The 21,671-nt window shown below is 70.7% G+C and carries 16 protein-coding genes and 2 pseudogenes; 13 read left to right on the plus strand and 5 right to left on the minus strand.

Annotated elements, in window-relative coordinates:
• The first annotated feature begins 85 nt into the window (after positions 1–85).
• The 3 genes from groES to JSY13_RS02360 all read left to right on the plus strand — a co-directional run bounded on the left by groES (position 86) and on the right by JSY13_RS02360 (position 2,957).
• On the plus strand, positions 86–382 hold the full coding sequence (gene groES, locus JSY13_RS02350) for a co-chaperone GroES (RefSeq protein ID WP_259607404.1): 297 nt from the start codon (positions 86–88) through the stop codon (positions 380–382).
• Positions 383–495: 113 nt separating this feature from the next.
• Positions 496–1,422 (plus strand): EamA family transporter RarD, encoded by a 927-nt coding sequence (gene rarD, locus JSY13_RS02355; protein WP_259607405.1) that lies wholly within the window; start codon positions 496–498, stop codon positions 1,420–1,422.
• Positions 1,423–1,688: 266 nt separating this feature from the next.
• Complete coding sequence (locus JSY13_RS02360; RefSeq protein WP_259607406.1) at positions 1,689–2,957, plus strand: ABC transporter substrate-binding protein; 1,269 nt, start codon at positions 1,689–1,691, stop codon at positions 2,955–2,957.
• A gap of 88 nt (positions 2,958–3,045) precedes the next feature.
• Here the strand turns inward: JSY13_RS02360 and JSY13_RS02365 are convergent, their stop codons facing one another.
• Genes JSY13_RS02365 through JSY13_RS02380 form a run of 4 tightly spaced genes read right to left on the minus strand, consistent with a single transcriptional unit; the run spans position 3,046 to position 7,230 of the window.
• Entirely contained in the window at positions 3,046–3,933 is an 888-nt protein-coding gene (locus JSY13_RS02365; protein ID WP_259607407.1) for an ABC transporter ATP-binding protein, read from the minus strand.
• Positions 3,930–4,907, minus strand: coding sequence for an ABC transporter ATP-binding protein (locus tag JSY13_RS02370; protein ID WP_432806431.1), 978 nt, complete (start codon positions 4,905–4,907; stop codon positions 3,930–3,932). The genes JSY13_RS02365 and JSY13_RS02370 overlap by 4 nt, the downstream gene beginning before the upstream one ends.
• Positions 4,897–5,874: a branched-chain amino acid ABC transporter permease gene (locus tag JSY13_RS02375; RefSeq protein WP_259607408.1), complete on the minus strand. Its 978-nt coding sequence runs from the start codon at positions 5,872–5,874 to the stop codon at positions 4,897–4,899. The genes JSY13_RS02370 and JSY13_RS02375 overlap by 11 nt, the downstream gene beginning before the upstream one ends.
• Before the next feature lie 6 nt (positions 5,875–5,880).
• Entirely contained in the window at positions 5,881–7,230 is a 1,350-nt protein-coding gene (locus JSY13_RS02380) for a branched-chain amino acid ABC transporter permease (RefSeq protein ID WP_259607409.1), read from the minus strand.
• A 243-nt stretch (positions 7,231–7,473) separates the two neighbouring features.
• On the opposite strand from JSY13_RS02380, the gene guaB reads away from it, so the two are divergent.
• The 3 genes and pseudogenes from guaB to JSY13_RS02395 form a co-directional block, all read left to right on the plus strand.
• Positions 7,474–8,976, plus strand: a complete 1,503-nt coding sequence (gene guaB, locus JSY13_RS02385; RefSeq protein ID WP_259607410.1) for an IMP dehydrogenase — start codon at positions 7,474–7,476, stop codon at positions 8,974–8,976.
• 196 nt (positions 8,977–9,172) lie between these two features.
• The gene (locus tag JSY13_RS02390) at positions 9,173–9,448 is read left to right on the plus strand and encodes a DUF2277 domain-containing protein (RefSeq protein ID WP_259607411.1); all 276 of its coding nucleotides are present in this window, start codon (positions 9,173–9,175) and stop codon (positions 9,446–9,448) included.
• 222 nt (positions 9,449–9,670) lie between these two features.
• Positions 9,671–10,381 (plus strand): annotated as a pseudogene (locus JSY13_RS02395) (ATP-binding cassette domain-containing protein); the annotation flags it as partial.
• Positions 10,382–10,427: 46 nt separating this feature from the next.
• On the opposite strand, the pseudogene JSY13_RS02400 reads toward JSY13_RS02395, so the two are convergent.
• A pseudogene (locus JSY13_RS02400) lies at positions 10,428–10,715 on the minus strand (FAD-dependent oxidoreductase); the annotation flags it as partial.
• A 65-nt stretch (positions 10,716–10,780) separates the two neighbouring features.
• On the opposite strand from JSY13_RS02400, the gene JSY13_RS02405 reads away from it, so the two are divergent.
• The 7 genes from JSY13_RS02405 to JSY13_RS02435 all read left to right on the plus strand — a co-directional run bounded on the left by JSY13_RS02405 (position 10,781) and on the right by JSY13_RS02435 (position 21,670).
• On the plus strand, positions 10,781–11,899 hold the full coding sequence (locus JSY13_RS02405; RefSeq protein WP_259608245.1) for a GuaB3 family IMP dehydrogenase-related protein: 1,119 nt from the start codon (positions 10,781–10,783) through the stop codon (positions 11,897–11,899).
• A 71-nt stretch (positions 11,900–11,970) separates the two neighbouring features.
• A complete protein-coding gene (locus JSY13_RS02410; RefSeq protein WP_259608246.1) occupies positions 11,971–12,714 on the plus strand; it encodes an SURF1 family protein in 744 nt (247 codons plus the stop codon).
• A gap of 187 nt (positions 12,715–12,901) precedes the next feature.
• Positions 12,902–17,320: an ExeM/NucH family extracellular endonuclease gene (locus JSY13_RS02415; RefSeq protein ID WP_259607412.1), complete on the plus strand. Its 4,419-nt coding sequence runs from the start codon at positions 12,902–12,904 to the stop codon at positions 17,318–17,320.
• A gap of 175 nt (positions 17,321–17,495) precedes the next feature.
• Positions 17,496–17,966 (plus strand): DUF3817 domain-containing protein, encoded by a 471-nt coding sequence (locus JSY13_RS02420; RefSeq protein WP_259607413.1) that lies wholly within the window; start codon positions 17,496–17,498, stop codon positions 17,964–17,966.
• On the plus strand, positions 17,963–19,564 hold the full coding sequence (guaA, locus tag JSY13_RS02425; RefSeq protein ID WP_259607414.1) for a glutamine-hydrolyzing GMP synthase: 1,602 nt from the start codon (positions 17,963–17,965) through the stop codon (positions 19,562–19,564). Before JSY13_RS02420 ends, guaA begins: the two co-directional genes overlap by 4 nt.
• A gap of 44 nt (positions 19,565–19,608) precedes the next feature.
• A complete protein-coding gene (locus JSY13_RS02430) occupies positions 19,609–21,021 on the plus strand; it encodes a glycosyltransferase (RefSeq protein ID WP_259607415.1) in 1,413 nt (470 codons plus the stop codon).
• A gap of 220 nt (positions 21,022–21,241) precedes the next feature.
• Positions 21,242–21,670: a YciI family protein gene (locus tag JSY13_RS02435; RefSeq protein WP_259607416.1), complete on the plus strand. Its 429-nt coding sequence runs from the start codon at positions 21,242–21,244 to the stop codon at positions 21,668–21,670.
• The last annotated feature ends 1 nt before the right edge of the window (position 21,671 follow it).

The following is a 21,671-nucleotide window of genomic DNA, read 5'->3' on the forward strand; positions in this document are numbered from 1 at the left end:
CCGACCGCCTAGACTGGCGTTAGCACCCTCGGTGCGAGAGTGCTAACGAGTCTTCTGATCTCCGTACAGAAAGAAGAGGTACACCGTGTCGGTTTCCATCAAGCCGCTCGAGGACCGCATCGTCATCAAGCAGGTCGAGGCCGAGCAGACCACCGCCAGCGGTCTGGTCATCCCCGACACCGCCAAGGAGAAGCCCCAGGAGGGCGAGGTCGTGGCCGTGGGCCCCGGCCGCATCGACGACAACGGCAACCGTGTTCCGCTCGACGTCGCCGTCGGCGACCGCGTGCTCTACAGCAAGTACGGCGGCACCGAGGTGAAGTTCGGCACCGAGGAGTACCTCGTGCTGTCGGCCCGCGACGTCCTGGCGGTCGTCGTCCGCTGATCCTTCCGACATGTCGGCCCGCAGGGCCCGGATGCCACGGCATCCGGGCCCTGCGTCGTCCGCGGCGGGCCCCGCCGCCCGAGCAGAAACATCCCGAGGAGTAGGGTTGATCGGTGAGCACAGTGCCTGATCGGACGAAGACCAGCGGCATCGTCTTCACCGTCACGGCCTACCTGATCTGGGGCGTGCTGCCGCTCTACTTCCTCATTCTGACGCCGACCGGCCCGTGGGAGGTCGTGGCGTGGCGGGTGCTGCTGTCGTTCGCATTCTGCCTGCTGCTGCTCGCCGTCACGCGCGGCTGGGCGGCGTTCGGGGCGATCGTGCGTCAGCCCCGGCTGCTCGGCTGGACCGCCCTCGCGGGCCTGCTCATCTACGTCAACTGGCAGGTGTTCCTGATCGGCACCCTGACCGGGCACATCGTGGAGACCAGCCTCGGCTACTTCATCAACCCCATCTTCACCGTGCTGCTCGGGGTCTTCGTGCTGCGCGAACGGATCACGCGCCTGCAGTGGACCGCGATCGCCATCGCCGTGGTGGCCGTCGTCGTGATCATCGTCGCGTACGGCGCGTTCCCGTGGATCGCGCTGTCGCTCACGGCGTCCTTCGGCGTGTACGGCCTGGTCAAGAAGAAGATCGGCCCGGCGGTCGACGCCGTCAGCGGGCTCACGCTCGAGTCGTTCTGGCTGATCCCGATCGCCGTCGTGACCCTCATCGTCGTGGCACAGACCACCGATGTCACTTTCGGCGCGGTCGGGCCCGCGCACACCGCGCTGGTCGCGTTCGCCGGCGTGGCCACGGCCGTGCCGCTGCTGCTGTTCGCCGCGGGCACTCGCCGGGTCGATCTGAGCCTGGTCGGCATGATCCAGTTCATCACGCCGATCATGCAGTTCCTCGTCGGCTGGGCGCTGCTGGGTGAGCCGATGCCGCCGGAGCGCTGGGCGGGCTTCCTGCTCGTCTGGATCGCGATCGCGGTCTTCGTCGCCGACCTCATCGCGCAGGCGCGACGCGGCCGCCGCGAGGCGCCCGCCGAACTCGTCTGAGCGCCCCGGCCGGACGCATCGACAGGCATCCGCTCGCCCCTGCCCGAGGCATCCGCTCGCCCCTGTCCGAGGCTTCCGCTCGCCCCTGTCCGAGGCTTCCGCTCGCCCCTGTCCGCGGCATCCGCTCACCCGCGCTGCAGCCGCGGAACCGGCCTGCCGGATCGTTAGGCGACCGAGACAGAAATGCCCTCGCTCCGGCGTGTCTTCCGCCTAGGGTAAGAGGCATCGGTGGGGCATGACCCCGTTCGTATATGCAAGGGAGCAACATGAACGCACTGAAAAGCTCGCGCACCGCGAGGATCTTCGCCGGGGCAGCGATGATCAGCGCCTCCGCACTGGTGATCGCCGGCTGCAGCAACACGCCGGCCGAGGAGCCGAACGAGGGCGGCGGCGAGAAGCCGGCCGCGGACCTCACCCTGAAGCTGGGCTCACTGCTTCCGCAGACCGGATCCCTGGCATTCTTGGGCCCGCCGATGGAGTCCGGCGTCGGGCTCGCCGTGCAGGAGATCAACGAGGCCGACGCGGGCGTCACCATCGAGATGCACTCCGAGGACGAGGGCGACACCGACACCAAGGCCTACGAGACCTCGATCACCAAGCTGCAGAGCGAGGGCGTGGCCGGCATCGTCGGCGCCGCCTCGTCGGCGGTGTCGAAGCTGATCCTCGACGGCAACGTCGGCGCCGGCATCATCACGATCTCGCCGTCGAACACCTCGCCGGACTTCACCGCCTGGGACGACAACGGCCTCTACTTCCGCACCGCGCCGAGCGACCTGCTCCAGGGGGAGGTGCTGGGCAACCTGATCGCCGAGGACGGGCACAAGTCGCTCGGCATCATCTACCAGAACAACGCCTACGGCACCGGTCTGTTCGACGCCATCAAGACGACGTTCGAGGGCACCGGCGGCGAGGTCGTCGCGGACGCGTCGTTCAACATCGGCGACGCGCAGTTCGACGCCCAGGTGTCGACCATCATGGCGGCCAACCCCGACGCGATCGCGGTGGTCTCCTACGACGAGTTCAAGACGATCGCGCCGCTGCTGGTGAACGCCGGTTTCGACCCGAGCAAGTTCTACCTCGTCGACGGCAACCTGTCGAACACGTACGACACCGAGCTCCCGGCGGTCAAGCTCGAGGGCGCCAAGGGCACCAAGCCCGGCCCCGCGCTCGAGGACGACTTCACCGATCGACTCCAGGAGTACTGGACCGGTGAGGGCAACAGCGAGGTGGAGGACTTCACCTACGCGGCCGAGGCCTACGACGCGGTCGTGCTGATGGCCCTGGCGTCGCTCGCGGCGGGTTCGACCGAGGGCGTCGACATCGCCGAGAAGATGCAGGAGGTCTCCGGCGGTTCCGGCGACGGCGAGAAGTGCACCAGCTTCGCCGACTGCGCGAAGATCATCAACGAGGGCGGCACCGCCGATTACGACGGCTACTCCGGTGAGATCACGTTCGATGAGAACGGCGACCCGAAGGGCGCGGCGATCGGCGTGTTCCAGTACGGCGCCGACAACACCTACGAGCGGATCAACTGATCCCACTCACGACGAGGGCCTCCGGATGCCGCATCCGGAGGCCCTCGTCGTGTGCGCGGTTCGTGGCTCAGGCGCCGCCGTTCGTGGCTCAGGCGGCGTCGGTGCCGAGCGTCCCGAGGTACAGGCCGATCACCTTCGGGTCGTTCAGCAGATCGCGGCCGGAGCCCTCATAGGCGTCGCGGCCCTGGTCGAGGACGTAGCCCCGATCGCAGATCTGCAGGCAGCGGCGGGCGTTCTGCTCCACCATGATCGTCGTCACGCCTGCCTTGTTGATGTCGGAGACGCGGATGAACGCGTCATCCTGACGCACCGGGGACAGCCCCGCCGACGGCTCGTCGAGCAGCAGCACGGACGGGTCCATCATCAGCGCCCGGGACATCGCGACCATCTGGCGCTCGCCACCGGACAGCGAGCCGGCGCGCTGGTTCAGCCGCTTGCCGAGCTCGGCGAAGATGCCGGTGACGAACTCCAGCCGCTCGGCATAGATCTTCGGATTCTGGTACAGCCCCATCTGCAGGTTCTCGGCGATCGTCAGCGACGGGAACACGTTGTTCGTCTGAGGCACGAAGGCGACGCCGCGCTTGACCAGCTTGTCGGCCTTCAGCCCGACGATGCTCTCGCCGTTCACGGTGATGTCGCCCGCGCGCACCTGCACCAGGCCGAAGATCGCCTTCAGCAGCGTCGACTTGCCGGCGCCGTTCGGGCCGATGATGCCGATCAGCTCGCCCTTGCGGGCGACGAGGTTCGCGCCGTTGAGGATGTTCACGCCGGGGAGGTACCCGGCGTGGACGTCGGTGAGCTCGACGACGACGTCCCCGCCCTCGGCGGGGACGCTCGGCGTCGCCTGCCCTGAGCCTGTCGAAGGGACGACGTCCCCGCCCTCGGCGGGGACGCTCGGCGTCGCCTGCCCTGAGCCTGTCGAAGGGACGACGTCCCCGCCCCCGGCGGGGACGCTCGGGTTTGTGGCATCCGTCATGACTCGTCCTCCTTCGAGGCCTCGAGCTCGGCCTCCGCCTCGGTCTCGATCTTCTCGCGCAGCTTCGTCGCCGTGGCATCCGACACCACCGGGATCCGGCCGGTCACGGCACCGAGGTCGACGTCCTGGTGCGCACCCAGGTACGCGTCGACCACGGCCGGGTCCTCCATCACCGTCTCCGGCGGACCCTCGGCGACCACGCGGCCCTCGGCCATCACGACCACCCAGTCGGCGATGTGCCGCACCATGTGCATGTCGTGCTCGACGAACAGCACGGTCATGCCGTGCTCCTTCAGGTCGAGGATGTGGTCCAGCAGCGACTGGGAGAGGGCGGGGTTGACGCCGGCCATCGGCTCGTCGAGCATCACCAGCGTCGGCTCGCTCATCAGGGCGCGGGCCATCTCGAGCAGCTTGCGCTGACCGCCCGAGAGCGAGGCGGCGAAGTCCTGCTCCTTCGCGTCCAGCTTGAACCGCTTCAGCAGCTCGCGGGCACGCTGCTCGATCGCTGCCTCGCGCCTGCGCCAGAGGAAGGGCAGCAGGCTCGGCCAGAACTTCTCGCCGAGCTGATCCTTCGCGCCGAGCTTCATGTTCTCGAGAACGGTGAGCAGCGACAGCGACTTCGTCAGCTGGAAGGTGCGCACCTGCCCCATGCGGGCAACCTTGAACGAGGGGATGCCGGCGAGCTGGGTGCCGTCGTAGGTCCACGAGCCGCTGTTGGGCTTGTCGAAGCCGCACAGCAGGTTGAACAGCGTGGTCTTCCCGGCGCCGTTCGGCCCGATCAGGGCCGTGATCGCGCCGCGCGGGATCTCGAGATGGTCGACGTCGACCGCGGTCAGGCCGCCGAAGCGGCGCTGGACGCCGTCGATGACGAGGATCGGGTCGACCTTGGCGACGCCGGGCGCGCCGGGTCCCTTGGCCAGCCCCGTCGTCTTCGGCCGGCGCGCGCTCGGGGTGGGGGTGCTCTCACTTGACAAAGGTCATCTCCCTCTTGTCGCCGAGGATGCCCTGGGGGCGGAAGATCACGAGCAGCATCAGCGCGATGCCGATGAAGACGTTCACCAGCGTCGCCGCCTGGCTGTCGGACATGGGCAGGTAGCCGTTCTGCGCCATCTGCGGCAGGAGGTTCGCCAGGAACGCGAACACGAGCCAGAACAGCACGGCGCCGAGCGTCGGGCCGAGCACGGTCGCCGCACCGCCGAGCAGGAGGATCGTCCACAGGAAGAAGGTGAGCGAGGTGGTGTAGCTGCTCGGGACGACGGCGCTGGGCAGCACGAAGACGATGCCGCCCGCGGCGCCGATGACGCCGCCCACGATCAGCGCCTGCATCTTGTACGCGAAGACGTTCTTGCCCAGCGACCGCACGGCGTCCTCATCCTCACGGATGCCCTTGAGCACGCGGCCCCAGGGGCTGCGCATCAGCGCCCACACCAGCAGGATCGCCAGGACGAGGACGATCAGCCCGAACACCCGGTTCCAGAGGTCGTTCGCGGTGTACGTCCACGGGCCGAACCCGTACGTGCCCACCGGGAACGGGTTGGCGTCGCGGAAGCCGCCGTTGTACTGCGCGAGGCCGTCGGCCGAGTTCGTCCACTCGTCGAACAGCTGCGTGGTGAACAGCAGCCGCACGATCTCGCCGGCGGCGATCGTCGCGATCGCGAGATAGTCGGCGCGCAGCCGCAGGGTCGGGATGCCGAGCAGGATCGCGAACAGCGCCCCGCCGGCGAGGCCGATGAGCATGCCCACCCACCAGGCCGCCCCGAACGTGAGCACCGAGATCGCGTATCCGTAGCCGCCGAGCGCCATGAACGCCGCCATGCCGAAGTTCAGCAGCCCCGCGTAGCCGAAGTGCACGGCCAGGCCGGTGGCCGCCAGGGCGTACGCCAGGGTGACCGGGCTGAACAGGTAGACGGCCGTGTTGGAGAAGATGCTTCCGAAGTCCATGGTGAATCAGCCCAGCCTTTCCCTGCGTCCGAGCAGTCCCTGCGGTCTGACGAGAAGGATGACGATGAGGACGACGAGTGCGCTCGCGTACTTCAGATCCGACGGGATCCACAGCGTCGAGATCTCCACCGCGATGCCCACGATGAGCGAACCGACCAGGGCGCCGAACGCGGTGCCGAGACCGCCGAGCGTGATCGCGGCGAAGATCAGCAGCAGCATCTGCCCACCCATGTCCCACTTCACGCCGGGACGGAAGTACGCCCACAGGATGCCCGAGATCGCCGCGAGCACGCCGGAGAGGATCCACACGTAGCGGATCACCCGGTCCACGTCGATGCCGGAGGCGGCCGCGAGCTGCGGGTTGTCGGAGATGGCCCGGGTCGCCTTGCCGATGCGGGTGCGGGTGAGGAAGTACGCCACGCCCAGGATGACGACGACGCTGACGCCGATGCCGATCAGGTCGATGTACGACAGCGCCACCGGACCGAACCGGATCGGCGTGGGGCTTGCGCCGGGCAGCTGACGAGTCGCGCCGCCGATGAAGTACTGGAACACGTAGCGCAGCGCCAGGGACAGGCCGATGCTGACGATCATGAGCTGCACGACGCCGAGTCCGCGATGGCGGAGCGGGCGCCACAGCCCGGCATCCATCGCCCACCCGAACAGGCCGCCGCCGATCACCGCGGCGGCGATGCCGAGCCACAGCGGCTGGTGCCAGAACGAGCTCATCACCATCACGACGAGCCCGCCCCAGGTGACCATCTCGGCGTGCGCGAAGTTGGACAGCCGGGTGGTGCCGTAGATCAGGGCGGCGCCCATCGACGCCAGCGCCAGCAGCAGGCCGAAGTTCACGCCGCCGACCAGGCGCGAGAGCAGCTGGTCGATGAACGAGGTGGTGATGCGCTCGCCCTCGCCGAGGAAGAGGTTCACGATCTTCGTGCCGGTCAGGCCGAACTCCACCTCGAACGAGGCGGTCGTGCCGGCGATCGGCTGCGTGCCCTCGGGCAGCTGCGTGGCGTCGACGATCACACCCTCGGGAAGGGTGTCCTCGTCGACGGTGAGCGTGTAGGTGTCCTTCTCGGGCACGTACAGACGCCACTTGCCCTCGGCATCCGTCTCGGTCTCGGCCTCGAATCCGCCGCCCTCGATCTGCATGGTGACGCCCTCGACCGGCTCACCCTCGAAGGTGATGTTGCCGCCGAAGTAGTAGTCCGTGACCTCCTGCCCGTCGTCGGTGGTCTCGGCGAACGCGGCCCCGGCCGGCTGCAGGAGCAGCAGGAACAGGGTCGCGAGCACGGCGAGCAGGGCGATCAGCCCGCTTCGGGGACGCCGAAGCGTCGTCGATCTGGGTCCCACGCATCCTCCACTTCGAGTGCAATGCCGAGCCGGCCCGGGTGGCGCCGTTCGGGTGATGGACGTCGCACTGAGCGTATCCCGCGGTCCCGCGGTTCGCACCATCCGCACAGGTTCTGCGGAATAACAGGTACGTCACGACGTTTAGAATCGGTACAGACGGAAGCCCCCGCCCCGTCCTCCGGCCACCCGCCGTCCCCGCGCATCCGCCACTCGACCGCGCCTCCGGGCGCAGAGGAGCCTCCCATGGAGCAGCACGACCCGTTCGGTTTCGTCGGACTCACCTACGATGACGTGCTGCTGCTTCCGGGGCACACCGACGTCATCCCGAGCGAGGCCGACACGTCGTCGCGGGTGACCAAGCGCATCTCGGTCGCCACGCCCCTGCTCTCCAGCGCGATGGACACCGTCACCGAGGCGCGGATGGCGATCGCGATGGCGCGTGAGGGGGGCCTCGGCATCCTGCACCGCAACCTGTCGATCGCCGATCAGGCGTCGCAGGTCGACCGCGTCAAGCGCAGCGAGTCGGGCATGATCACCGACCCGATCACCACCACGCCGGACGCCACCATCGAGCAGGTCGATGCGCTCTGCTCCCGCTACCGCATCTCGGGCCTGCCGGTCGTCGACGCCGACGGACGCCTGGTGGGCATCGTCACCAACCGCGACATGCGCTTCGTCTCCGGGTTCGAGCGCCAGTCCACCCTGGTCAAGGACGTCATGACCAGCGAGAACCTGGTCACCGCCCCGGTCGGATTGGCCGCGGGCGAGGTGATCGCGCTGTTCGCGAAGCACCGCGTGGAGAAGCTGCCGCTCATCGACGACAACGGCAAGCTCGCCGGGCTGATCACGATCAAGGACTTCGACAAGAGCGAGAAGTACCCGCTCGCCACCAAGGACGAGCAGGGCCGCCTGCGTGTGGGCGCCGCGATCGGGTTCTTCGGCGACGCGTGGGAGCGCGCCGAGGCGCTGCGGGATGCCGGTGTGGACGTGCTCGTCGTGGACACGGCGAACGGCCAGTCGCAGGGCGTCATCGACCTGGTGAAGCGGCTGAAGGCGGACTCCTCCTTCGACGGCATCGACGTCATCGGCGGCAACGTCGCGACCCGTGAGGGCGCCCAGGCGCTGGTGGACGCGGGCGTGGACGCCGTGAAGGTCGGCGTCGGCCCCGGCTCGATCTGCACCACGCGCGTGGTCGCGGGCGTGGGCGTGCCGCAGATCACCGCCGTGTACGAGGCGTCTCTGGCGGCCGGGCCGGCCGGCGTCCCCGTGATCGCCGACGGCGGGCTGCAGTACTCGGGCGACATCGCCAAGGCGCTGGTCGCCGGTGCGGATGCCGTGATGCTGGGCTCGCTGCTCGCCGGCACGGACGAGTCGCCGGGCGAGATCGTCTTCCAGTCGGGCAAGCAGTTCAAGCAGTACCGCGGCATGGGCTCGCTGGGCGCCATGCAGACCCGGGGCAAGCAGACGTCCTATTCGAAGGACCGCTACTTCCAGGCCGACGTCCCCAGCGACGACAAGCTGATCCCGGAGGGCATCGAGGGACAGGTGCCGTACCGCGGCCCGCTGTCCGCGGTCGCCTACCAGCTGGTGGGCGGTCTGCGGCAGTCGATGTTCTACGTCGGCGCGCGTACCATCGAGGAGCTCAAGCAGCGCGGCAAGTTCGTCCGGATCACGCCGGCCGGGCTGAAGGAGTCGCACCCGCACGACGTGCAGATCGTCGTCGAGGCCCCCAACTACAAGCGCTGACCCCGGCCCGGGTCCCTCCCGGCTGCCTTTTCGGGGTTCCTTTCCGGGTCCATTCCGGGTTCCTTTTCCGGGTTTGGGGCGGATTCCTGCGTTCGGGGCGGGTATCCTCCGCCCCGAACGCGAGAATGCGCCCCAAACGGGTGGGGAGGGTGAGGGGAGGGTTCCGGATGCCGGTGACGCGGCGTACCGTGCCAGTATGTGCCGCAGCATCCACACCCTCCACAATTTCGAGCCGGCCGCGACCTCCGAGGAGGTGCACGCCGCCGCGCTACAGTACGTGCGCAAGATCGCCGGGACGACGAAGCCGTCCAAGGCCAACCAGGAGGCCTTCGACCGCGCCGTCGCCGAGATCGCGCACGCCACGCAGCACCTGCTGAACGACCTCGTCGCCACCCGCCCGCCGAAGAATCGCGAGGAGGAGGCCGCGAAGGCCCGCGCCCGCGCGGTCGCCTCGGGCCGCTACGCCGCCTGATCCGAGGCGGTCCGTCGCCTCGCCGACATCCGGCGGCGCCGTCTTCGGTGCGCGTCGACGCGCGGACGGATGCCAGGTGCGGACGCATGCCGGGCGCGGGCGGACGCCGGGTGGGGACGGATACCGGCACGACGGATGCCGGGGGTGCCGACGAGAACCCGGCGCTGAGGATGCTGATAGCCTGGTCGGCTCGCCGCGCAGCGGGCGGAAGGATGCGCCACCGTGGGCCATATCGACATCAATGCCGTCACGCTCAGCCTGCCGGACGGCCGCCCGCTGCTGGACGAGGTGACGTTCCGCGTCGGCGCCGGGTCGACGAGCGCGCTGATCGGGCCGAACGGGGCCGGCAAGTCGACCCTGCTGCGGATCATCCGCGGCGAGCTGACGCCCGACGACGGCGCGGTCACGATCGACGGCGCGCTCTGGGTGATGGACCAGTTCGTCGGCCACGGCCGGCCCGGCGCGACCGTCCACGACCTGCTGGTCGGCGTCGCCCCTCGCCGCATCCGTGCCGCCGCCGAGGCGCTCGAGGCGGCGGAGAACGCCCTCATCGAGGAAGACACCGAGCGCACCCAGATGGCGTACGCCACGGCGATCGCCGAGTACGCCGACGCCGGCGGCTACGAGCACGAGACGGTGTGGGACCAGTGCACGATCGCCGCCCTCGGCATCCCGTACGAGCGCGCCCGTTTCCGCGACCTCGACACCCTGTCCGGCGGGGAGCAGAAGCGCCTGGCGCTGGAGGCTCTGCTGCGCGGCCCGGACGATGTGCTGCTTCTCGACGAGCCCGACAACTACCTCGACGTGCCCGCGAAGCGCTGGCTGGAGGAGCGGCTGCGCGAGACGCCGAAGACCGTGCTGCTGGTCTCACACGACCGCGAGCTGCTCGCCCGCGCCGCCGACCGCATCGTCACGCTCGAGCCGGGCGGCGCGCACCGGCCCCATCCATCGCACCCGCCGCCTGTGCACCCGCCCCACCCAGCCCGCCGTGCGTGACCAGGCCGTGCAGGCGCAGCAGCGGCTCGCCGCCCCGCGCCCCCAGCGCGTCCCAGCCCTCGCGGGAGCGCATCAGCAGGTCGAGGTAGTGGTCCTCGGCGTACGCGTTGTTGAAGTTGCGGGTGGCCCCGTGCGACGCGCCGTGCGTGTGCCCGCGTCCGAAACGCTCCAGCACCACCGGGCGCCGCCCGCGCCGGGTCAGCTCCCACGCCGCCGCAACTCCCATCGCGCCGCCGCCCACCACGGCGATCTCCACCGGCTCCTCGATCATCCACGCCTCCTCCTGGCGCCCAGTCTGTCAGCGTCGGACCGTGCGGGTAGTCTGGAGCGGTGACCATGGAGATCGAGATCGGCCGGGGCAAGCGCGCCCGTCGTGCCTACACGTTCGACGACATCGCGGTGGTGCCCTCGCGTCGCACCCGCAACCCGGAGGACGTGTCCACGTCGTGGACGATCGACGCGTTCCCCTTCGACATCCCGGTGATCGGCGCCCCGATGGATTCCGTGGTGAGCCCGCGGACCGCCATCATGCTCGGCCGACTCGGCGGGCTCGGCGTGCTCGACCTCGAGGGCCTGTGGACCCGGTACGAGAACCCGGAGCCGCTGCTCGACGAGATCGCCTCGCTGCCCGACGACCGCGCGACGGCCCGGATGCAGCAGCTGTACGCGGAGCCGATCAAGCCCGAGCTGATCAAGCAGCGCCTGGCCGAGATCCGCGAGGCCGGCGTCACCGTCGCCGGCTCGCTCACCCCGCAGCGCACCCAGGAGCTGTACGAGACCGTCGTCGCCGCCGGGGTCGACCTGTTCGTGATCCGCGGCACCACGGTGTCGGCCGAGCACGTCTCCAGCGTCGCCGAGCCGCTGAATCTCAAGCGGTTCATCTACGATCTCGACGTCCCCGTGATCGTCGGCGGCGCCGCCACCTACACCGCGGCCCTGCACCTGATGCGCACCGGCGCGGCCGGCGTGCTCGTCGGCTTCGGCGGGGGAGCGGCGTCGACCACGCGCGCCACGCTCGGCATCCACGCCCCCATGGCGACCGCGGTCTCCGACGTCGCCGCCGCGCGCCGCGACTACCTCGACGAGTCCGGCGGCCGCTACGTCCACGTGATCGCGGACGGCGGCGTCGGCACCTCCGGCGACATCGTGAAGGCCCTCGCGATGGGCGCGGACGCGGTGATGCTCGGCGTCGCGCTGGCGCGGGCGACGGATGCCCCGGGCCGGGGCTACCACTGGGGTCCCGAGGCGCACCACCCGCAGCTGCCCCGGGGCCGCCGCGTGGCGGTGCAGGGCATCGGCACGCTCGAGGAGATCCTGTACGGTCCGGCGCCGGTCGCCGACGGCACCGCCAACCTCATCGGCGCGCTGCGCAAGTCGATGGCCACGACCGGCTACTCCGACCTCAAGGAGTTCCAGCGCGTCGAGGTGGTGCTCGCACCCTACGAGCAGGGATGACCGCATCCGGACCTGACGAGACGGCCGGCGTGAGCGACACCGTGCCGTTTCCGCCGACGCTGCGCGAGGTGATGCTCCGTCCGCGCTGGCTGGGGATGCTCGCGCTGTGCCTCATCGTCGCCGGCGTGTTCGCGTTCCTCGGCCAGTGGCAGCTCGGCCGCGCCGTCGACACCGACCCGCCGCCGCCCGGCGCGACCGAGCAGGTGCGTCCCCTGGAGGACGTCGTTCAGCCCGGCGAGTACCTCGGCGAGGCATCGGGCGGGCAGCGCGTGTCCGTCTCGGGCACCTGGGTGCCGGAGGACTTCATCGTCGTCTCCTCCCGGTTCAACGACGGCGCCGAGGGATACTGGGTGACCGGGCAGCTGCGCGTCGCCGAGCGCACCTCGATCGCCGTCGCGCTCGGCTGGGCGCCGACGCGGGAGCAGGCGGATGCCGCGGCCGCGCGGCTCACGGATGCCGGTGCCGCCGAGACCCGGATCACCGGCCGCCTCATCGACGACGAGGGCGTGACCGTGCCGCCGCGGTCCGACCCCGACGAGCTCACCCGGATGTCGCCGGCTGCGCTGCTGGGACGCTGGCACGACGTGGAGCAGCTGTCGGTGTACCGGCCGTACCTCGCCTCGGCCGCGGCGCCGCCGGGCCTGGTCGACATCGTCTCGCCCGCACCCGAGCAGAAGTCCCCGGTCAACTGGCTGAACATCTTCTACGCCGCGGAATGGGCCGTGTTCGCCGGCTTCGCCTTCTACCTCTGGTACCGCCTCGCGAAGGACGCCTGGGAGCGGGAACTCGAGGAACTCGCCGTCGCCGACGAGTGAAGCGGCATCCGCGACGGCACGGGCGGTGACCATCCGGTGACCGATCGGCGAACGCCCTTGAGGAACGTCGCCGGCCCCCTCTAGGGTCACTTGCAGATGCGTGTGCCCGATGCCCGACCGGGCTCGGCGCGCGCTCGGCGACGGTTTCACGAGGGCCGTCGTTCACCTGACCGAGGAGACAGCACCGATGATGTCCGCCCCCGAGGACGGGAACCGCCCGGTTCCCGTCCCGCACCGTCGCACGAGGGGACGCATCGGCGCCCTCGCCATGACCACCGCCGTCGCCCTGAGCTTCGGCTCCCTGGCCGCGGCGCCCGCCGGCGCTGAGGAGACCGCCGAGCCGCAGGCGGTGGAGACCCCGGCCGCGGCCACCTCCACCGGCGCGGAGACGCCGGCGCCGACCGGCACCGCCGCACCGGAGGACCCGGCGACGGAGGAGACCGTCGCGCCAGAAGCGCCGGCCGAGACCGCTGCTCCCGCAGACGCGGATGGCGCCGAGACGGATGCCGGGGCGACGGGCCACGCGGGCGCCGACGCCGCGGGCGCGGACTCCGCCGCGACCGGCACCGCCGAGGAGACGACGGCACCGGCGGCCGCCGAGGCCACCGTGGCGTCCCGCCCCGCCACGCACACCATCGCCGAGGTGCAGGGCACCGGCGACGTGTCGCCGGTGAACGGCCAGGTCGTCACCGTCGAGGGCGTCGTCACCGCGGACTACCGCACCGGCGGGTACAAGGGCGTCGTCATCCAGACGCAGGGGTCCGGCGGAGCCGAGGACGCCACGCCAGGGGCATCCGACGGCGTCTTCGTGTACCTCGATGCGCTCGCCCCGACCCTCGCGATCGGCGACCTCGTCTCCGTGACCGGCACCGTGAGCGAGTACTTCGGCCAGACCCAGGTGTCCCCGGCCGCGCTCGCCGACGTGGAGGTCGTCACGCCCGGTGCCGGCGCGCCGCCGCTCACCCCCCTGCCGACCTCCGTCGTCGGCGCGGACCGCGAGGCGTTCGAGAGCATGCTCGTCGCGCCGACCGGCAGCTACGCGCTGGCATCCAGCCACCAGCTCTACAACTTCGGCACGCTGTGGCTGAACCCGGAGGAGCTGAACGTCAAGAGCACCGAGACGACGCGTCCCGGCGCCGAGGCCGACGCGATCGCCGCCGCCAACCGCGCCGACCGCATCCTGCTCGACGACGGCTGGTCGATCCAGGTCGGCAACAAGAACCACCCCAACGGCCAGCCGTACTTCACCAAGGACGCCGTCGTCCGCAACGGCGACGTCGTCGACTTCGGCGGCAAGGGCTACGTGCTGCAGTACGGTTTCGAGGACTGGCGCCTGCAGCCGGTGACCCCGATCGACGACACCAGCCCCGCCGAAGCCAAGGTCGCCTTCGAATCGCGCAATCCGCGCCCGGCGGTGCCCGCCGTGGGCGGCGACGTGCAGGTGGCGTCGTTCAACGTCTACAACTACTTCACGACGCTGCGCAGTGAGAACCCGGATGCCCGCGGTGCGGCGGATGCGGCGCAGTTCGCGATCCAGAAGTCGAAGATCGTCGCCGCGATCAACGGGCTGGACGCCGAGATCGTCGCGCTGATGGAGATCGAGAACTCGCTCGAGTTCGGCAAGCCGGTCGACGCGGCCCTCGCCGACCTGGTGTCGGGGCTGAACGCCGCGGCCGGCGCCGAGGTGTGGGCGTACGTGCCCACGCCCGCCGCGCTGCACGACCCGGCCACCACCGACGTCATCACGAACGCGATCATCTACAAGAAGGACGCGGTCACGCCGAAGGGCGACAGCGCGACCATCACCGACGAGGCCGTGTGGGACAACGCGCGCGAGCCGATCGCACAGGCGTTCGACATCGACGGCCGCGTCATCACCGTGGTGGCCAACCACTTCAAGTCCAAGTCCGACCCGAAGGACGGCACGCCGGAGCCCACGGACGGCCAGGGCTTCTTCAACGCCGACCGGGTCGCGCAGGCGCAGTCGCTGCTCGGCTTCACCGAGCAGCTCACCGAGGCATCCGGCAGCTCCGACCTGCTGCTGATCGGGGACTTCAACGCGTACAGCGAGGAGGACCCGATCGAGGTGTTCACCTCGGCCGGCTGGAGCGATCTCGTCGCCGACCGCACCGACGGCCAGTACACGTACACGTTCGACGGCGAGCTCGGCTCGCTCGACCACGTGATCGCCTCGCCGTCGCTCGCGGCATCCGTCACCGGCGCCGGGGTGTGGAGCATCAACTCGCCGGAGTGGAGCGACCGCGGGTATGCGTACGCGGCCACCGAGTCGGGCACGCCGTACCGCTCCAGCGACCACGACCCGATCGTGGTCGGGGTGTCCGCGGCGCAGTCGCCGGTGAGCATCGACGTCGTCACGATGAACGACTTCCACGGGCGGATCGAGGCCGACCGGGCATCCGCCGGCGCCGCCGTCATGGCGGGCGCGGTGCAGCAGTTCCGCGAGGCGAACCCGAACACGATCTTCGCGGCCGCGGGCGACCTCATCGGCGCGTCGACGTTCACCTCGTTCATCCAGGACGACAACCCGACCATCGACGCGCTGAACGCCGCCGGCCTCGACGTGAGCGCCGCCGGCAACCACGAGTTCGACCAGGGCTGGGCCGACCTCCGCGACCGCGTGCAGGACCGGGCGGACTGGGAGTACATCTCCGCGAACGTCTTCCTCACCGAGACCGGCGAGCCCGCGCTCGCCCCCGCCTGGGTGAAGGAGCTGCAGGGCGTGCGGGTCGGCTTCGTCGGCGCCGTCACCGAGGACCTGCCCACGCTGGTCTCCCCGGACGGCATCCGGGAACTCGAGGTGCGCAGCATCGTCGACTCGGTGAACGCCGTGGCCGACGATCTGCGCGACGGCGACACCGCCAACGGTGAAGCGGATGTGATCATCCTCCTGGTGCACGAGGGGGCGGAGACGGTCGAGCTGTCCAGCATCACGCCGGACTCGCCACTGGGCGAGATCGTCTACGGCGTGGACGACGACGTGAACGCGATCGTCTCGGCGCACACGCACCTGGCCTACAACCACGTCATCGACGGCCGCCCGGTCGTCTCGGCCGGGCAGTATGGCGAGAACCTCGGTCTGATGAACATCCAGGTCGACCCGGAGACGAAGGAGATCCTGTCCATCGTCAACGAGATCAAGCCGCTCACCGCCGGCGGGAAGCCGCTGTACCCGGCCGTCCCCGAGGTGCAGGCGATCGTCGACGCGGCGAAGGCCGAAGCCGACGAGCTCGGTGCGGTGGGCGAGATCACGGCCGACTTCAACCGGGCCCGGCAGAGCGACGGGAAGACGGAGAACCGGGGCGGGGAGTCGACCATCGGCAACTTCGTCGCCGACGTGCAGAAGTGGGCGACCGGGGCGCAGATCGCGCTGATGAACCCGGGCGGGCTGCGAGCCAACCTCAGCTACGCGTCCAGCGCCGAGGGCGACCCCGACGGCAACGTGACCTACCGCGAGGCGGCGACGGTGCAGCCGTTCGCCAACACGCTCGTCACGCTCGAGCTCACCGGCGCCCAGCTGAAGGCGGTGCTCGAGGAGCAGTGGCAGCCGGAGGGCGCGAGCCGTCCGTTCCTGAAGCTCGGCGTCTCGAAGGGGCTGGAGTACACCTACGACCCCACCGCAGCGCAGGGCTCGCGGATCACCGCGATCACGCTCGACGGCACCCCGGTCGACCCGGAGGCGACGTACCTGGTCGCGGCGAACTCGTTCCTCGCAGCCGGCGGCGACAACTTCGTCACCCTCGCCGAAGGCGAGAACAAGAAGGACACCGGCAAGGTCGACCTGCAGTCGATGGTCGACTGGTTCGCCGAGAACAAGACCGCCTCGCCCGATTACGCGCAGCGCGCCGTCGGGGTGGTGCTGAGCCCGGCGGATGCCGACGGCTACAGCGCCGGCGACCAGGTCACGGTCTCGCTGTCGTCGCTGGCCTTCAGCGCCGGGGAGCCGGCGCCGGGCCCGGTGACGCTGTCGCTGAACGGCACCGAGCTCGCGTCGGCCGAGATCGACCCGACCGTGGTGGACGCCACGGACGAGGTCGGGCGGGCGTCGCTGACGTTCACGGTTCCGGAGGGCGTGCACGGCCCGCAGACCCTGGAGGTCGCGGTCGCCGGCACCGGCACCGCCGCGAGGGTGCCGATCGTGTTCGCGGATGCCCCGGCCGCGGCCGGGACGATCTCGCTGGACCGCCTCACGGTCGCGGCCGGCGGATCCGTGACGGTCACCGGCGAGGGCTTCGACGCCGGCATCGAGCTGGTGCTCGAGCTGCGCTCTGACCCGGTGCGGCTGGCAACGGTGACGACCGGTGAGGACGGCCGGTTCTCGGTCACTGTCGCGATCCCGAAGGACACCGCTCCCGGGAGGCACACGCTGGCGGCCGTCCAGCCAGACGGCGCCGAGGCGACCGCACCGCTCGTCGTCACCGCCGCGCAGAGCGGCGGCGGGAACGGCAAGCCGGGGGCGGGTGCCGGTTCGGGCTCGGGCTCCGGCGATCTGGCATCGACCGGCGCCGACCCGGTGCCGTACGCGGTGTTGAGCGCGCTGCTGCTGACGCTCGGCCTCGCCATCGTCGCCGCCCGCCGTCGCGCCTAGCATCCGGGCCTTTTCCGGTCGTTGAGCGAGCACCGCCGCAGGCGGAGCGAGACGAAACGCGGTGCCTCTTCGGGAGGGGTGGTGCGTTTCGTCTCGTCGCTGCGCTCCTCGGTCAACGACCGGGGCGCTCCCCGGCTCAGCGACCGGTGAGAGAGCGTCCGACTAGACTGGACGCATGCCCGAGCCCAGAGTCGCCAGCTTCCCGGCGATCCGCGGAGCGCTGAAGTTCTACCAGATCGCGTCGATCATCACCGGAGTCATGCTGCTGCTCCTGGTCGCCGAGATGGTGCTGAAGTACACGCCGATCCACCGCGAGCTGTTCCTCGGCGGATCCGGCGGCTTCCTCTGGCTCGCCGAGGTCGTGGAAGGGCCCGAGGGCCTGGAGTCGACCGGCGACGGCGTGAACCTCTCCCTGGGCATCCTCATCGCGCACGGCTGGTTCTACGTCGTCTACCTGTTCGCCTGCTTCCGGGTGTGGAGCCTGATGCGCTGGCCGTTCCTGCGTTTCATCATGCTCGCGCTCGGCGGTGTGATCCCGTTCCTGTCGTTCTTCATGGAGACCCGCGTCGCGCGTGACGTGAAGAGCTACCTCGACTCCCGCGAGGCGGCCGCCGCCTCCGTTCCCGCCACGGAAGGTGCCCGTTGACCGAACAGTCCGAGACTGCCCAGTCCGAGACCCAGCAGCGTCCCGCGCTCGTCGTCGACTTCGGCGCGCAGTACGCGCAGCTGATCGCCCGTCGCGTGCGCGAGGCCGGCGTCTACAGCGAGATCGTGCCCCACACGGCATCCGCTGAGGAGATCGCGGCGCGCAACCCGGTCGCACTCATCCTCTCCGGCGGTCCCTCGTCGGTGTATGAGGAGGGCGCCCCCCAGCTCGACCCGAAGGTCTTCGACCTCGGCATCCCGACTCTGGGCATCTGCTACGGGTTCCAGTACATGGCGCAGACCCTCGGCGGCGAGGTGGCGCACACCGGTCTGCGCGAGTACGGTGCGACGGATGCCCGGATCTCGGGCGACGGCGGCACCCTGCTCGCCGATCAGCCCGCCGAGCAGAACGTGTGGATGAGCCACGGCGACCAGGTCGCGAAGGCGCCGGAGGGCTTCGAGGTGCTCGCCACCACGGAGGCGACCAAGGTCGCCGCGTTCGCCGACGAGCAGCGCCGCCTCTACGGCGTGCAGTGGCACCCCGAGGTGAAGCACTCCGACCACGGTCAGCGTGTGATCGAGAACTTCCTGCACAAGGGCGCGGGCCTGCCCGCCGACTGGAACAGCGGCAACGTCATCGCCGAGCAGGTGGAGCGCATCCGCGCCCAGGTCGGCGACGCCCGCGTGATCTCCGCGCTGTCCGGCGGCGTCGACTCGGCCGTGTCCACGGCGCTCGTGCACAAGGCGATCGGCGACCAGCTCACCGCCGTCTTCGTCGACCACGGCCTGCTGCGCAAGGGGGAGCGGGAGCAGGTGGAGAAGGACTACGTCGAGTCCACCGGCGTGCGGCTGATCACGGTGGATGCCGCGGACGTGTTCCTCGAACACCTCAAGGGCGTCACCGACCCCGAGGAGAAGCGCAAGATCATCGGCCGCGAGTTCATCCGCGCCTTCGAGCGCGTGCAGCGCGAACTCGTCGAGGAGGCGAAGGCCGAGGGCGGCGCGCCGGTGAAGTTCCTCGTGCAGGGCACCCTGTACCCGGACGTGGTCGAATCCGGCGGCGGCGCCGGCACCGCGAACATCAAGTCGCACCACAACGTCGGCGGTCTGCCCGACGACCTGGACTTCGAGCTCGTCGAGCCGCTGCGCGCCCTGTTCAAGGACGAGGTGCGCGCGATCGGCCGTGAGCTCGGCATCCCGGAGGCGATCGTCTCCCGCCAGCCGTTCCCCGGCCCCGGCCTGGGCATCCGCATCATCGGCGAGGTCACCCGCGAGCGCCTGGACGTGCTCCGCGAAGCCGACGCGATCGCGCGCGAGGAGCTCACCAAGGCCGGCCTCGACCAGCAGATCTGGCAGTGCCCGGTGGTGCTGCTCGCCGACGTCCGCTCGGTGGGCGTGCAGGGCGACGGCCGCACCTACGGTCACCCGATCGTGCTGCGCCCGGTCTCCAGTGAAGACGCCATGACCGCGGACTGGACGCGCCTGCCCTACGACGTCCTCGCCCGCATCTCGAACCGCATCACCAACGAGGTCCGCGAGGTCAACCGCGTGGTGCTCGACGTCACCTCGAAGCCGCCGGCGACCATCGAGTGGGAGTGACGGATGCGTCAGCATCCGGCACGGACACTCGCGACGGGCACTGCGTGGCACCGCGCCGCGCGGGCGGTGCGGTGGGAGTGACGGATGCCGCGCAGGGACCGTTCCCCGACGCGGACTATCTGATCCTGTCGAGCCGGCTGATCCCCGACCTCGACGGTGGGTACACGATCGCGACCCTCGCGCGCGCCGGGCAGATGGCCGAGCGCGGCGCGCGGGTGCAGCTGCTCACGGTCGACCCGGCGGATGCCGAGGCCCACGCCGCGCACCGCGCGGAGTTCGCCGCCCGCGGCGCCCTCCGCCCCGACACCCCGCTGCGCAACCTGTTCGATGAGGCCGTCGCTCCGGACGGCGGTGCCGCCGAGTGGGTGCGCGCCGCCGCGGCATCCGCGCCGACCCCGGGCGCGCAGGCGGACGAGCACCGTGTGCTGACGGATGCCGCGGGCCGGCCGTTCGTGTCGCTGCCGGTGATCCGCGGCAACCCGGACTGGCACCTCAGCACGGCCGCCGTGCGCGTGCACGGGCCGGAGGGGGATGCGATCGGCGAGCTTCCCGGGTTCGGGGCGCTGTACCGGGCATGGCTGGAGCACGTCGTGGCACGGCTGACCGGGCCCGTCGTCGTGGTCTGCGAATCCCGGCAGCTGGGGGAGCTGCTCGCCGGGTGGGGGAGCGAGCGGGTGCGGCTGCTGCACACGATCCACACCATCCACCTGGAGCCGCCGTTCACCCCGGACGCGCCGCTGAACCCGCTGTGGACCCGCTGGTTCGCGATCGCCGACCGGTTCGACGCGGTGCTGTGGCCGACCCGGGCGCAGCGCGACGACGTCGTGGCCCGCTTCGACGGGAGCGGGCGGCACCTGGTCGTGCCGAACGGCGTCCCGATGCCCGACGCCGCTGCGGACGACGCGGCACGCGAGGCGGGTCTGGTCGTCAGCCTGTCGCGGCTCGCTCCGGGCAAGCGCATCGACCATGGCATCCGTGCGTTCCTCGCCGCCGACGTTCCGGGCGCGGTGCTGGAGATCTGGGGCGATGGGCCGGAGCGGGAGCGGCTCGAGGGGCTGATCCGGGAGCGGTCCGCGGCGGACCGGGTGCGCCTCATGGGCGCGACGACCGACCCGGACGCGGTGCTGCGCCGGGCATCCGTGCTGCTGTCGTCCTCGGCTTTCGAGGGGCAGGGGCTGTCGATCGTCGAGGCGCTGCGCGTCGGATGCCCCGTGATCGCGTACGACATCCGCTACGGCCCGGGTGACATCCTGCGCGATGGCGGGGGAGTGCTCGTCCCCGACGGCGACGCGCGCGCGCTCGCAGAGGCCCTGCACGCGGTGCTGACGGATGCCGGGCTGCGCGCCCGCCTGTCCGGCGAGGCCCGCCCCGCGGCATCCGCCTGGTCCGCGGACGCCGCGATGACCGCTCTCGCCGCCGCCGTCCGCGCCGCCCTCTCCGCCCCGCCCCGCCGCTGACCCCGCCCCGCCCCGCCGCTGACCCCGCCCCGCCACCGCCCGGGCGCCGCCCGTCCCGACGGGCGACCACCGCCCCGCCCTCTGCGTCTAGTCGCCCCGTCCCCCTGACGGGGGAGGCGCGGAACTTTTTCTGCGGCGGATGTCGATCCGGCGTCTTCCCGTTCGACGTCTTCAGTGAGAGGGTCGAGAGGCGACCCCGTCATATCGAGGAGAAGAGACCATGAAGTTCATGCTGATCATGCGCGCCACCGACGAGGCCCTCGAGGCGTCGAAGGAGATCCCGTTCGAGGAGATGCTCGAGGCGATGGGCCGCTACAACGAGTCGCTCATCAAGGCCGGCGTGATGGCCGGCGGCGACGGGCTCGCCCCCGCCGAAGAGGGTGTCGTCGTCGACTTCTCCAGCGACCCGCCGCTGGTCACCGACGGCCCTTACGGCGAGACGAAGGAGCTGTTCAACGGCTTCTGGATCCTCGAGGTCTCGTCCAAGGAGGAGGCCGTCGAGTGGGCGAAGCGCTGCCCGCTGGGCCCGGGTTCGAAGCTCGAGATCCGCCGCATCCCCGGCATCGACGAGTTCCCCGAGGACAACGAGTGGGTGCAGAAGGAGAAGCAGTGGCTCGAGGAGGCCGCTGCGCGCGGAGAGACGGTCTGAC

This window comes from Microbacterium neungamense, assembly GCF_024971095.1.
GTDB lineage: Bacteria > Actinomycetota > Actinomycetes > Actinomycetales > Microbacteriaceae > Microbacterium > Microbacterium neungamense.